The 12,397-nt window shown below is 60.2% G+C and carries 10 protein-coding genes; 1 reads left to right on the top strand and 9 read right to left on the bottom strand.

What is annotated here, in order from left to right:
- Positions 1 to 4 precede the first annotated feature (4 nt).
- Together arcA and arcD are read right to left on the bottom strand one after the other, a co-directional pair.
- On the bottom strand, positions 5 to 1,261 hold the full coding sequence (arcA, locus tag KRR23_RS07890; RefSeq protein WP_216742034.1) for an arginine deiminase: 1,257 nt from the start codon (positions 1,259 to 1,261) through the stop codon (positions 5 to 7).
- Positions 1,262 to 1,303: 42 nt separating this feature from the next.
- Complete coding sequence (gene arcD / locus KRR23_RS07885; protein WP_216742033.1) at positions 1,304 to 2,731, bottom strand: arginine-ornithine antiporter; 1,428 nt, start codon at positions 2,729 to 2,731, stop codon at positions 1,304 to 1,306.
- A 523-nt stretch (positions 2,732 to 3,254) separates the two neighbouring features.
- Here arcD and KRR23_RS07880 point away from each other — a divergent pair.
- Positions 3,255 to 4,118, top strand: coding sequence for a DNA-3-methyladenine glycosylase (locus KRR23_RS07880; protein ID WP_216742032.1), 864 nt, complete (start codon positions 3,255 to 3,257; stop codon positions 4,116 to 4,118).
- A gap of 124 nt (positions 4,119 to 4,242) precedes the next feature.
- Here the strand turns inward: KRR23_RS07880 and KRR23_RS07875 are convergent, their stop codons facing one another.
- The 7 genes from KRR23_RS07875 to gap form a co-directional block, all read right to left on the bottom strand.
- Complete coding sequence (locus KRR23_RS07875; RefSeq protein ID WP_216742031.1) at positions 4,243 to 5,589, bottom strand: CoA transferase; 1,347 nt, start codon at positions 5,587 to 5,589, stop codon at positions 4,243 to 4,245.
- A gap of 106 nt (positions 5,590 to 5,695) precedes the next feature.
- Positions 5,696 to 6,304 carry a biliverdin-producing heme oxygenase gene (locus KRR23_RS07870; protein WP_216742030.1) on the bottom strand — a complete coding sequence of 203 codons (609 nt, stop codon included), beginning with the start codon at positions 6,302 to 6,304 and terminating at the stop codon, positions 5,696 to 5,698.
- A 114-nt stretch (positions 6,305 to 6,418) separates the two neighbouring features.
- Positions 6,419 to 8,983 (bottom strand): TonB-dependent receptor, encoded by a 2,565-nt coding sequence (locus KRR23_RS07865; protein WP_216742029.1) that lies wholly within the window; start codon positions 8,981 to 8,983, stop codon positions 6,419 to 6,421.
- A gap of 120 nt (positions 8,984 to 9,103) precedes the next feature.
- Positions 9,104 to 10,075, bottom strand: a complete 972-nt coding sequence (locus KRR23_RS07860; RefSeq protein WP_216742028.1) for a FecR domain-containing protein — start codon at positions 10,073 to 10,075, stop codon at positions 9,104 to 9,106.
- Between the two features lie 118 nt (positions 10,076 to 10,193).
- Entirely contained in the window at positions 10,194 to 10,712 is a 519-nt protein-coding gene (locus KRR23_RS07855; RefSeq protein ID WP_216742027.1) for a sigma-70 family RNA polymerase sigma factor, read from the bottom strand.
- 75 nt (positions 10,713 to 10,787) lie between these two features.
- Positions 10,788 to 11,252, bottom strand: coding sequence for a methylglyoxal synthase (locus KRR23_RS07850; RefSeq protein WP_216742026.1), 465 nt, complete (start codon positions 11,250 to 11,252; stop codon positions 10,788 to 10,790).
- Positions 11,253 to 11,291: 39 nt separating this feature from the next.
- Entirely contained in the window at positions 11,292 to 12,293 is a 1,002-nt protein-coding gene (gap, locus tag KRR23_RS07845; RefSeq protein WP_216742025.1) for a type I glyceraldehyde-3-phosphate dehydrogenase, read from the bottom strand.
- Between the last annotated feature and the right edge of the window lie 104 nt (positions 12,294 to 12,397).

Raw genomic sequence — 12,397 nt, 5'->3', positions numbered from 1 at the left:
AAAGTTAGTAATCGATCGGGTCGCGGATGATCGGGCAGGTCATGCAGTGGCCGCCGCCACGGCCACGGCCGAGTTCACTGGCGCTGATGGTGATGACCTCGACCCCGGCCTTGCGCAGCAGGGTGTTGGTGTAGGTATTGCGGTCGTAGCCGATTACCACGCCAGGTTCCAAGGCCACCACGTTGTTGCCGTCGTCCCACTGTTCGCGTTCGGCGGCGAAGCTGTTGCCGCCGGTTTCGACGACGCGCAGGGCCTTGAGGTTGAGCGCGGCGGCCACGGTGTCGAGGAAGCTGGTTTCTTCGCGGCGGATATCGATACCGCCCGGTTTGCTTTCGTCAGGGCGCAGGGTGAAGGCCACAATCTGGCTGACCACTTCCGGGAAGATCGTCACCAGGTCGCGGTCGCAGAAGCTGAACACCGTGTCCAGGTGCATCGCCGCGCGGGATTTCGGCAGGCCGGCAACGATCACCCGCTCGACCGCTTTGTGCTTGAACAGGTTCAGTGCCAGTTGGCCGATGGCCTGACGGGACGAGCGTTCGCCCATGCCGATCAACACCACGCCGTTACCGATGGGCATCACATCGCCGCCTTCCAGCGTGGCGTTGCCGTGCTCCTGATCCGGGTCGCCGTACCAGACCTGGAAGTCGGCGTTGGTGAACTCCGGATGGAATTTGTAGATGGCGCTGGCCAGCAGGGTTTCCTGACGGCGCGCCGGCCAGTGCATCGGGTTCAGCGTGACGCCGCCATAGATCCAGCAGGTAGTGTCGCGGGTGAACTGGGTGTTCGGCAGCGGCGGCAGAATGAAGCTGGAGTGGCCGAGGAAGTCGCGGAACATTTCGATGGTCTTGCCACCGAAGCTGTTGGGCAGGTCATCGGCCGACACGCCGCCAATCAGGAATTCGGCGATCTTGCGTGGCTCGAGGCTGCGCAACCAGGCGTCGACTTCGTGGACCAGGCCGACACCCACCGAGTTGGCGGTGATCTTGCGTTGCAGAATCCAGTCCAGCGCTTCTGGGTTGGCGACGATGTCGGTCAGCAGGTTGTGCATTTCCAGCACGTCGATATCGCGCTCGCGCATTTTGGTGACGAAGTCGAAATGGTCACGCTTGGCCTGGGCCACCCACAACACATCATCGAAAAGCAGTTCGTCGCAGTTGTTCGGGGTCAGCCGCTGGTGAGCGAGGCCTGGGGAGCACACCATGACTTTGCGCAGTTTGCCGGCTTCGGAATGTACGCCGTACTTCACTTTTTCCGTGGTCATTTCAGATCCTCCAGATAACAAAACAGTCGAGTGGTTCAGGTGCTACAGGGTCAGGAAGCCGTCGTAGAGTCCATAGGCCGCCACCAGGGCGCCAATGACTACCGCGGTGAAAATCAGCTTCTCGACGTTGGTGAAAACCGCTTTGCCCAACTCGCGCTTGGCCTTGGCGAACAGGATTGCGCCGGGGGCATAGAGCAGGGCGGACAGCAGCAGGTATTTGATGCCGCCGGCGTACAGCAGCCAGATCGCATAGATCAGCGCGATGGCGCCGATGACCAGGTCTTTCTGGCGTTCGGCCAGGGCGTTTTCGTAGCTCTCGCCGCGTACTGCCAGCAGCAGGGCATAGGCCGCCGACCACAGGTAAGGCACCAGAATCATCGAGGTGGCGAGGTAGATCAGCGACAGGTAAGTACTGGCCGAGAACAGGGTGATGACCAGGAAAATCTGAACCATCGCGTTGGTCAGCCACAAGGCGTTGACCGGCACGTGGTTGGCGTTCTCGCGGCGCAGGAACTCCGGCATGGTGTGGTCCTTGGCGGCGGCGAACATGATCTCCGCACACAGCAGCACCCACGACAGCAATGCACCCAGCAACGAGATGACCAGGCCGACGCTGATCAGCACTGCGCCCCAGTGACCGACAACGTGTTCAAGTACGGCGGCCATCGATGGGTTTTGCAGTTTGGCCAACGCCGGTTGAGTCATGATGCCCAGTGACAGCACGTTCACCAGCATCAGGAACAACAGCACGGTGATGAAGCCAATGACGGTGGCTTTACCGACGTCCGAACGTTTTTCCGCCCGGGCCGAAAAGATGCTCGCGCCTTCGATGCCGATGAACACCCAGACGGTGACCAGCATCATGTTGCGCACCTGGTTCATTACGCTGCCCAGATCAGGGTTTTTCAGGCCCCAGATGTCGGCGGTAAAGATGTCGAGTTTGAAGGCGAAGATCGCGATCAAGACGAACAGCAGCAGCGGCACGACTTTGGCGACGGTGGTCACCAGGTTGATGAACGCCGCTTCCTTGATCCCGCGCAGTACCAGAAAGTGCACGGCCCACAACAGCAGCGAAGCGCCAATCACCGCCGCGACAGTGTTGCCTTCACCGAAGATCGGGAAGAAGTAGCCGAGGGTGCTGAACAGCAGAACGAAATAGCCGACGTTGCCCAGCCAGGCACTGATCCAGTAACCCCAGGCGGACGAGAAACCCATGTAGTCGCCGAAACCGGCCTTGGCGTAGGCGTAGACACCGCCATCGAGATCAGGCTTGCGGTTGGCGAGGGTCTGGAAGACGAACGCCAGGGTCAACATGCCCACGGCGGTAATGGCCCAACCAATCAAAACAGCCCCAACATCGGCACTGGCGGCCATGTTTTGCGGCAAAGAGAATATCCCGCCACCAATCATAGAACCCACTACCAGAGCGACTAACGCACCGAGTCGTAGTTTTCCGTGAGATTCAGACATTGCATGACTCCATGGCCGGAGAAGAGAGGCCACAGAATAAATCCGCTCGCTGATAGAACAGCTGATCTGGATCAGTTCATGGTCACATTCCATTGTTGATTCATGACGTGTGAATACTTCAGAAATAGCGCGTACGTGCCGCTATAGGCTTGTTCCAGAGGCCTCGGCATAAATAAAGCGGGAATAGCACCTGATTGTTGCGAGACTTGAAGCTAGTTGGTTTTTCAGAATGTGAAAATTTTGTGCGTCTGTTTTCAGTACAGAATTGATTTGTCTGGAGTGACGCATAAAACTGGCAAAATGCCTGCGTGGCATAGATGAGAGAGTTTTGAATAAAAGTTATTTTTTGCCATTATCTGATTAACGTAATACCACGCTGCATATTTAATGGAATGAACACTTGTTATGGTCTCAAAACATGACAATCAGTCGATTCGAGATGAGAGGTAAGGATGTCGCAACCGGCGCAAAATCTTCGACTCGGCGCGCTGACCTGCTCGATGTTTAGCGGCGTGCTGTCGCTGTGAGGTTGTTGCTTGACTATCAACCGCCTTACGACTGGCCGGCGATGCTCGGCTTTTTGTCGGCACGGGCGATTACCGGATTGGAGAGCGTGGTCGATGGCGTGTATTCGCGCAGCATCAGCCTGAACGGTGTGCACGGTACGTTTTCGATTACACCTGCGGCTGGTGATGCGCTTGAAGTGAGACTGGATTTTCCTGATGCGTCAGCCGCGCCCGAGATCATTGCGCGGTTGCGGCGGATGTTCGATCTGGACGCGGACTTGCCGCATATCCACCAGCAATTGGCGGTTGATCCGTTGATGGCAAGGTTGATTGCCGAGCGTCCTGGCGTACGGGTGCCGGGGACGTGGGACGGGCTCGAACTGGCGATACGTGCGGTGCTGGGCCAGCAGATCACGGTCGGTGCCGCGATCAAGCTGGCGGGGAAACTGGTAGCGCAATACGGCGAACCGTTGTCTGCACCGCTGTCAGGATTGACTCATGTGTTTCCTAAAGCGGCGGTGCTGGCGACAGCGGATCTGGCAACGTTGGGAATGCCGAAAAGCCGTGGGCGGACGCTGTCTGGCGTGGCGCAGGCGTTGCTTGATGATCCCTTGTTGTTTGAATCGAATCGGGACGGCGGCGTTGCGCGATTGTTGGCATTGTGGGGGATTGGCGACTGGACGGCGCAGTACATCGCTTTGCGCCAGATGCGAGAGATGGATGCGTTTCCGTCGGGGGATGTGGGGTTGATCAACGCACTGGCAGCGCTGGAAGGCGGGCCGGTGACGCCGCGTGAATTGTTGGCCCGTGCCGAGGCTTGGCGACCGTGTCGGGCGTATGCGGCGCAGGTATTGTGGACGTCGTTGAGTCGGGCTGACTGAAAGCGGTTTGATGATCGTTCCCACGGTCCCCGTGGGAATGCAGCCCGTGACGCTCTGCGTCACAGGGGACGCGGAGCGTCCTTTGAGGCATTCCCACGCAGAGCGTGGGAACGATCATGGGAGCTCACCACTGCGCGCGATGCGACCCCAACTCCCCGGCCGGGATGGCCCACTGCAACGGCGTGCCGGTCATTTTCAGCGGTACATGCAACCGATGCGCCGGGCCCCAGGGTGTCTGTTCAATCACCATTCCCTGATCGCTGCCATCTTCGGCCTGCAAGGCCTCATCCGTCCCCGGTCCCTGTTCGATCAGCAACTTTGCCGTGCGCGCCAGAGACAATCGTGCCGAGCCACTGCGTCCGCTACTCAACCGCTCGGCCAACAACTTGATCGCACTGGCCGCCATCAGGTAACCCGTGGCGTGGTCCAGCGCCTGAACCGGCAAGGGTGTCGGTTTGTCCGCGTGCTTCCAGAGCATCCCTGCCTCGGCGATGCCGCTGCTCATTTGCACCAGGCTGTCGAAGCCCCGGCGGTTTTGCCAGGGGCCGCTCCAGCCGTACGCGTTGAGGCAAACGTCGATCAGGCCGGGGGCGAGTTTCTGCCGTTCGGCGGTGCCGTAGCCGAGGCGTTCGAGGGCATTGGCGCGATAACCGTGGAGCAGAATATCGGCGTCCTTGAGCAGGTTTTCGAATACCCCGCGATCGACGCTGTTGTGCAGGTCGAGGCGGGCGCAGCGTTTACCCAGGGTGACTTCCGGAATCACTCCCGGTTCGTTCCACTGCGGTGGATCAATGCGCAGCACATCGGCACCCAACCCCGCGAGGAAGCGGCTGGCAACGGGCCCGGCGAGGACACGGGTCAGGTCCAGCACCTTGATGCCCGCCAGCGGTTGTGCGACCGAACCTTGCCAGACTTTCGAGCGCTCGCAGTTGTCGGCGGAAAAATCAATCAGCGGCTCGGCGTTGACCGCCAACCCTTGAGGGTGGGACTGCCATTGTGGCCATGAGCGCATTTCAGCGGCGCAACCACCAGCCTCGACTATCGCGTGCTCCAGATCTCTTTTGCTCCATTGAGCGACCTTGGCGGCCATCGCGCTGCGATCAAAGCAGTGTCCCAGCACCTGCTCGGCGGCGCTGCGGTGATGGGGGGCATTGGTGTGCAGGCGAATCCAGCCGTCTTGGGTCGCGTAGTCACCCGCGATGGGGTCCCACAGCGGTGGCACGTTCCAGCCGATCGGGCGGATCGATGTGGCAAACCAGAAGGAGGCGAGGCGACGGTCGACTTCAAGGGCCGGTAACCGATTGGTCTGTTGCCGGAGCAACTCGCTGGCGGCCTGGCCGGCAGCCGCGATGCTGGCGCTGGCGAGGTCCGTCACGGCAAACGCCGAGGGCAGGGCGCCTTTGGAGGTAAAGGTGATCGCAGTAGCGGGCAAGCCGAGCGCGGCTTGAATGGACGTCAGGAAATCAGTCATCGAAGGCCCTCCGGAAGAGAGCACCGATAATAGAACAAAAGATCACAATCTGTAGGCGCGGGGGGCGCCTACAGAAAGCAAGGCCAGTTGAGCCCGGAAGATTGAATCAGGCTAGCTCTGGGGTTGCAGCGTAAGCCTGTTCCAACAGGACGGTGAAGCGGTTGAAGGCGTCGATGGCGCCTTTTTCAATGTCAGCTTCTTCTTGTGCAGAGAAGGCCAGGCCGTCGAGGGTTTTGACAAAGCGTTTCCAGCCTTCGGCGCGGCCACCGGCGGGTTCTCCCAGGTGACGGGCACCGAAGGTTTCGCTCAGGCCCAGGCCCACGGCACGCTTGATCAGGAACGCGGCACCGAGTTTCGACCCTTCGGAGACGAAGATCCAGCCCAGGGCCTCGGCCTTGCCCGGGCTGTTCACGGCGCCGGCCACCGGGGCCGGGACGTCGGTTTCCAGGTCGGCCAGGTCAGCCTTGGCGGCCTCGGCACGGCAACGCTGAGGCAGGTCCGGGACGATGGCGATCAGTTCGGCATCGTTGTACAGCGACACCAGTTCCGACTGGAACAGGTACTGGGCAACCACGAAGCGGGCGAAGTTGGCTTGGGTTTCGAACGGTGCATGAGCTTTCACCAGCGCGTCGAGTTTGCTGTGCGGCTCGTTGGTTATCTGGTTCAGGCGTTGCGAGCGCAGGCTCGGGCGTTCAGAGGTGTGGGCAGCGGTCATGAAGAAGTCCTTGAGAGTGAAAGGCGCGTTGTAACTAGACGAACCAGACGACGCGACAGAGTAAAAAATCCTCACTGCGCTTTGGTCTGAAAAGCGCAGTGAGGCCCGACTGGATCAGATGTCCCAGATCAGGTTGATCGCGAAGTTGCGACCCGGCTCGGTCAGGCGATCAAGGTTGGCCGGGCTGAGCGCGGCGGCTTCACCGACGCTGTCGTAACCGCGCACGTTGTCCCACTGCCAGTATTTCTTGTCGGCCAGGTTGTACACGCCAGCGCTGACGGTGACGTCGTCGGTCACTTTGTAGAAACCGCTCAGGTCGACCACGCCATAGCCCGGCGTCTTGAACTGGCTGCTGACGCCATCCGGCGACTTGAAGCTGCTGCTGTCGACGAGGTTTTTCTTCTGTACCAGGGTCCAGCTGAGCAAGGCACCGTAGTTGTCCTGGTCGTAACCCAGGCCGAACACGCCGGTCAGCGGGTTGACCGCGTTGAGCGGCTCGCCGGTGTCGTTATTGCGACCGTGGGCATAAGCCACTGAACCCCGGGTGTAGAGGCCTTGCGGTGCGCCGAAGGTGTCGAGGTTCAGGCGGCCTTTGAGCTCGACGCCCTTGATGGTCGCGCGTTTGATGTTGTTGCTCTGGAACGTCAGCTCGTTGTAGCCCGGGGTGACGGCGTCTTCGTTGATGAAGTCGCGGTACTTGTTATAGAACACCGCCACATCGAAGTGACCGGACTCGAAGTTGCCACGCAGGCCGGTCTCGTAGCTCTGGCTTTTTTCCGGCCCCAGATTCGGGTTCGGCTCCACACGGTAGCCGGTGGTGGTGTTTTCGAAACGGCCATACAGCGCCTTGGCGGTCGGGGTGCGGAAACCTTCGGCGTACTGACCGTACCAGGTGTAGTTGTCGGTCAGGGCGTAGGTCAGGCCGAACTTGGGCGATACGCGATGCCAGGTTTTGTTCTCGTCGCTGACCGTGCCTTTGCCGTCGGCGGCCACGGTGTTGAGGAATTCCTGGGTGATGTGCGGCTTGAGCTGGGTGTAGTCGTAGCGCAGGCCCGGCAGGAAGGTCCACTTGTTCCAGCGGATCTGATCCTGGGCGAACAGGCTGTAGGTGTTGATGGTCGGGTCCGGGAAGTCGCTGGACTTCTTCAGCACATCGCTAGGGCTGATCGCGCCGATCGCTGTGCAACCACGGCCAACGGCCAGGCAGGTTCCGCTGCCGCTACGCGAACCGCTGACTTTCTCTTGCTTGATCGTGGTGCCGTAGGTCAGCAAATGGTCGGTTTCACCGATGTTGAAGGCCTTATCGAGCTGTGCGTCGAATACCCACTGTTTTTCTTCATAGAGGGTTTCGCGGCTGCGCATCACATTGCGGCTGAACGGGAAGTAGTTTTCCAGGGTGCTCTGATCGGTCTTGGCGATCTGGTAGTTCAGGCTCCACTTGAGGTGATCGACCAGCAAGGAATCGAGGGCGAAACTGTTTTCCAGGCCGAAGCGTTCGCGGGTGATGGTGTCGTTGCCGGTGCGCGAGCGGTACATGCCCATTGGCTGGCCATTGTTGAACGGGCCACCGACGGCGCTTCGCTGGTCGGTGTCGCGGTCGTCCTTGTACTTTTCGTAGGTCAGGCCCAGGCGTGCGTCATCGGCGTAATTCCAGCCGGCTTTGGCCAGCACGTTGGTGGTGCGGACGTCTTCCGGGTTGGCGGCGGTGCGATTGAGACCCGTGCCGTTGTTGCTGCCGAAGGATTCGGTTTCGTGACCATCACGCTGACTGAAGTGCAGCAAGCCGTCGAACTGCCCGGCGCGCCCGGCGACGCTAGCGGATTTCAGCCTGCTGTCGTCGGCAGAGTTGTAGCCGGTTTTCAGGCGGGCGCCGACGTCTTTGCCGGGCTTGATGATGTCGTCCGGGTCGAGGGTGAAGTAGCTGACCGCGCCGCCGATGGCGTTGCTGCCGTAGAGCACCGACGCCGGACCGCGGAGGATTTCCACGCGTTTGATGATTTCCGGGTCGACGTAGTTGCGCTGGGTCTTGGCGTACGGACCGTTGAAGAAACCGTTGGGCACTTCGACGCCATCGACCTGGGTCAGGATTCGGTCACCGTCGATACCGCGAATGTTGTAGCCGCTGATGCCGCCACGGGTGCCGGTGCCGCCAACCGAAACACCCGGTTCGTAGCGCACCAGTTCCTTGATGGTGTTGACGTTGTCGTGGTCCAGCTCTTCGCGAGTGTGCACGGTGACGGTGCTCGGTACGCTGTCGACGCTCTGCTCCTGACGGGTGGCGCTGATGGTCATCTGCTGCAGGGCGAGGGTGCCGCCGACACTGCGTTTTTCCAGCACGATGTTGTGATTGCCCAGCTTGCGATAGCTCAGGTTGGTCCCCACCAACAGGCGATCGAGGGCTTTTTCCGGGGGCAGCGAGCCGTGTACACCCGGCGAGGCGACGCCTTCAGCCAATTCGGCCGGCAAGCCGACCTGCCAACCGGTTACGGCGGTAAAGGCATTGAGTGCCGATACCAGTGGCTGCTGGGTAATGGCGAACGAGTAGTCGCCCATGTTACGGCTCGGTTGCTCGGCGGTGGCGGCCATGACCGGTGCAGTGCCGGCCAACAGAATGGCGGCAGTCAGCAGGGACAGCACGCAGGAAGGTGAAGAGGGCCGGCGGGTATGGCGAGAGGACATCAATAGCGCTCCGTGTCGCACGAATCTTATAGGTGCAGATTTGCATCAAGGATGCGAATCAATTGCATTGGCTATAACGAGACGAACGATGAAGCGCTATCGAGTAAAAATAATTCTCATTTAGTTCAGGATCACCAGCGCCGGAAATTCCTCGAGCCTGGCCGAGGTGATGTGGGCCAGCGAGCGAACCACGTCCAGCGGTTGGTCGAGACGGTAATTGCCGGTCACCGCGACGTTGGCCAACTGTTCGTTGGTGTTGATGATCCAGCCCGGGTAGTAGCGACGCAGTTCTGCCAGCACCTGGCTCAATGGGCAGTTTTCGAACACCAGTCGGCCCTGGACCCAGGCCAGATCGGTCGCCGGGTCGAGTCTGGCCGGTAGATCGAAACCATTGGGGCCGATACGAATGCTTTCGCCCGCGCTCAAGCGCACGCGGGCGTTGCTGTGGGTGGTGCGCAAGTCGACGTCACCGCGTTGCACGCGAACCTGCGCAATGCCGTCCAGGTAACGCACGGCGAACGTTGTGTCGCGCACGCTGGCCGTAACCGGGCCGGCGTCGATTTCCAGTGGCAGGCCGCGATTGGCTGCCACCTCGAAATAGGCTTCGCCCTGATACAGGCGGGCAATGCGCTGCTGATCGTTGATGGTGCTGGAAAACGCCGAATTGGTATTGAGCAGGACTTTTGAACCGTCTTCCAGTTGCAGGCGCTGACGCTCGCCGACCACGGTCAGATGATCCGCCTGAATCCGCATCGGCAGGTTGCTGAAGCTGAACAGCCCGAGGATCAACACCGCCGCCATGGCCAGCGGTTTCCAGTGCGGGCGCAGACGGTCAAGTTTTGAGACCTTGCGTTTGGTCGTGCTCAAGCTCTGGGCGCACTGCGCGACCTGCGGCCCGTCCCAGATCGCCTGGGCCTTGGCGAATGCCTCGGCGTTCTGCGGGGCGGCGGCGAGCCAGTGGTGGAATTCGCAGGTTTGTTGCTCGCTCGGACTGTCCAGCACGATCAGCCAGTCCAGCGCCTGATCCATGGCGCTGCTGCTGACTGAATCCCGCGCCGGGGTTGGCGGGTGGGAGTGTGGGCTGTCCGTCACGGGTGTTCCTCGGCTGCGTCTGCGCGCGGCTGGTTTTTGATAGTGAGAGTGCAAATGTCGGCTAAGGGTAGCAAAGCCTGAGTGCTGACGCGTTGGTGCGAAATAATGGCTGGCAGGCTCAGTGGTCGTTGAGGCGATCAGCGACACCGACGCAGATCGCCATGATCAGCTTCAGGTCTTTTTGCACGGTGCTCAAGGACACGCTGAGCTGCTCGGCGATCTCCAGATAGCTGTGCCCGTGCAGGCGGCTGAGGATGAAGATCTGTTGTTGGCGCGGGGTGAGTTGGCTGAGGCTGATGTTCAAGCGTTCGAGCAACTGTTCGGCATGGGCGGCGTCCTCGGCACTGCTGAGCGGCGCCGCGATGCTTTGCACGACGTCCAGCGGAACGTCTTCGAGCATCGTTCGGGACTGAATGCGCCGTGCACGCAGATGGTCCAGCGCCAGGTTACGGGCGGTTTGAAACACGAAAGGTTCGAGGTGATCAATGGCCCGTTCACTCAACGCGCGGGCCACTCGCAGGTAGGTTTCCTGCAAGAGGTCCTCGGCGGTGCTGTGGTTGTTGACCATCCGCTCCAGGGTCCGCAGCAGCGAGACTCGCTGCGCGAGGAAGACATGGTTGAAGCGCGATTGACTCACAGTAGGACCTGATCCATTTCAAGCGAATGATAATGCTTATCATCCGCTTGAAAGGTCAAGCGCTACCGGTGAGAATTATTTGCGGCCTTGCAGGTACGCCGGGTAATCGGGGATCCGGTACGCGTGCGGCTGATCCATCAACGGGCTGCTGAGCAGGTAATCGGCGCTGCATTCATTGCAGGCCACTGGAATGTTCCAGACCGCCGCGACCCGCAGTAATGCCTTGATGTCCGGATCGTGAGGTTGCGGTTCGAACGGGTCCCAGAAGAACACCAGCATGTCGACTCGCTGCTCGGCGATTCGCGCACCAAGTTGTTGGTCGCCACCCAGCGGGCCGCTGATCATGCTTTCAACCGGCAGGTCCAGGCGCTTGCTCAACAGCATCCCGGTGGTGCCGGTGGCCACAAGCTCGTGTTGGGCGAGCTTGTTCTTCTGCCGCTCGGCCCAGTCCAGCAAGAACACTTTGCAGTGATCATGGGCAACCAAGGCGATGCGTTTGCGCGCCGCCATGGTTTTTTGGGTAAAGCTGATACCGATCATCGACGGCTGCTCCGGCGTTAATGTAGGGGGCAATCGTCCTTATTCGGCGTTGCACAGGGCGAGGCAGTTATCGAGCATGCGGTTGGAGAAGCCCCATTCGTTGTCGTACCAGGCCAGCACCTTGAGCAGCTTGCCGCTGGACTTGGTGTGGTTGGCATCGAAAATCGACGACAGCGGGTTGTGGTTGAAGTCGCTGGAAACCAGCGGCAGGGTGTTGTAGCCGAGGATCTTCGAGTGCTGGCTGGCTTCTTTGAGCAATGCGTTGACCTCGTTAGCGCTGGCTTCGCGCTTGAGCTGCACGGTCAGGTCCACCAGCGACACATTGATCACCGGCACGCGCACCGACATGCCGGTCAGTTTGCCAGCCAGTTCCGGCAGCACCAGGCCCACCGCTTCGGCGGCGCCGGTCTTGCTCGGAATCATGTTCTGGGTGGCCGAACGCGCACGGTACGGGTCGACGTGGTAGACATCGGTAAGATGCTGGTCATTGGTGTAGGCGTGGATAGTGGTCATCAGACCGCTCTCGATGCCCAGCTCGCGGTGCAACACCTGAGCCACCGGGGCCAGGCAGTTGGTGGTGCACGACGCGTTGGAAATGATCTGGTGCGATTGGCGCAGGATGTCGTGGTTGACCCCGTACACCACGGTGGCGTCGGCGCCTTTGGCCGGGGCCGAGATAATCACTTTGCGTGCGCCGGCGCTAATATGGGCGGCGGCTTTGGCACGGTCGGTGAACAGACCGGTGCATTCGAACACGACGTCGACCTTCTCGGCAGCCCACGGCAAATCGGCCGGGTTGCGAATCGCGCTGACCGAAATCCGGTCGCCGTTGACGGTCAGGCTTTCCTGATCATGCTGCACATCGGCATCGAAGGTGCCGTGCACGGTGTCGTACTTGAGCAGGTGGGCATTCATCGAGCTATCGCCCAAATCGTTGATGGCGACGATCTGCAAATCCTGACGGTAGCCTTGGGTATACAGTGCGCGAAGGACATTGCGGCCAATGCGGCCAAAACCATTGATTGCGATTCGTAGAGTCATATGAAAAGCGCCTTCGTCATATTTGTTGTTGGAATTACAAGATTATTCGCAAAAAAATAGAAAACAAGCCTTTTTAGTGGCAATATTTTGTTTTATCTACAACG

The sequence above is a fragment of the Pseudomonas sp. CVAP#3 genome, assembly GCF_018986375.1.
Taxonomy (GTDB): Bacteria; Pseudomonadota; Gammaproteobacteria; order Pseudomonadales; family Pseudomonadaceae; genus Aquipseudomonas; species Aquipseudomonas helvetica.
Note: the sequence above shows the minus strand (reverse complement) of the source record. Positions and strands in the feature narration are given on the sequence as shown.

Bases quoted from the DNA above. Each gene is read 5' to 3' on its own strand.
- KRR23_RS07870 (WP_216742030.1), bottom strand. From the start codon at position 6,304: ATGACCGCTGCCCACACCTCTGAACGCCCGAGCCTGCGCTCGCAACGC.
- KRR23_RS07850 (WP_216742026.1), bottom strand. From the start codon at position 11,252: ATGATCGGTATCAGCTTTACCCAAAAAACCATGGCGGCGCGCAAACGC.
- gap (WP_216742025.1), bottom strand. From the start codon at position 12,293: ATGACTCTACGAATCGCAATCAATGGTTTTGGCCGCATTGGCCGCAAT.
- KRR23_RS07875 (WP_216742031.1), bottom strand. From the start codon at position 5,589: ATGACTGATTTCCTGACGTCCATTCAAGCCGCGCTCGGCTTGCCCGCT.
- arcA (WP_216742034.1), bottom strand. From the start codon at position 1,261: ATGACCACGGAAAAAGTGAAGTACGGCGTACATTCCGAAGCCGGCAAA.
- arcD (WP_216742033.1), bottom strand. From the start codon at position 2,731: ATGTCTGAATCTCACGGAAAACTACGACTCGGTGCGTTAGTCGCTCTG.
- KRR23_RS07865 (WP_216742029.1), bottom strand. From the start codon at position 8,983: ATGTCCTCTCGCCATACCCGCCGGCCCTCTTCACCTTCCTGCGTGCTG.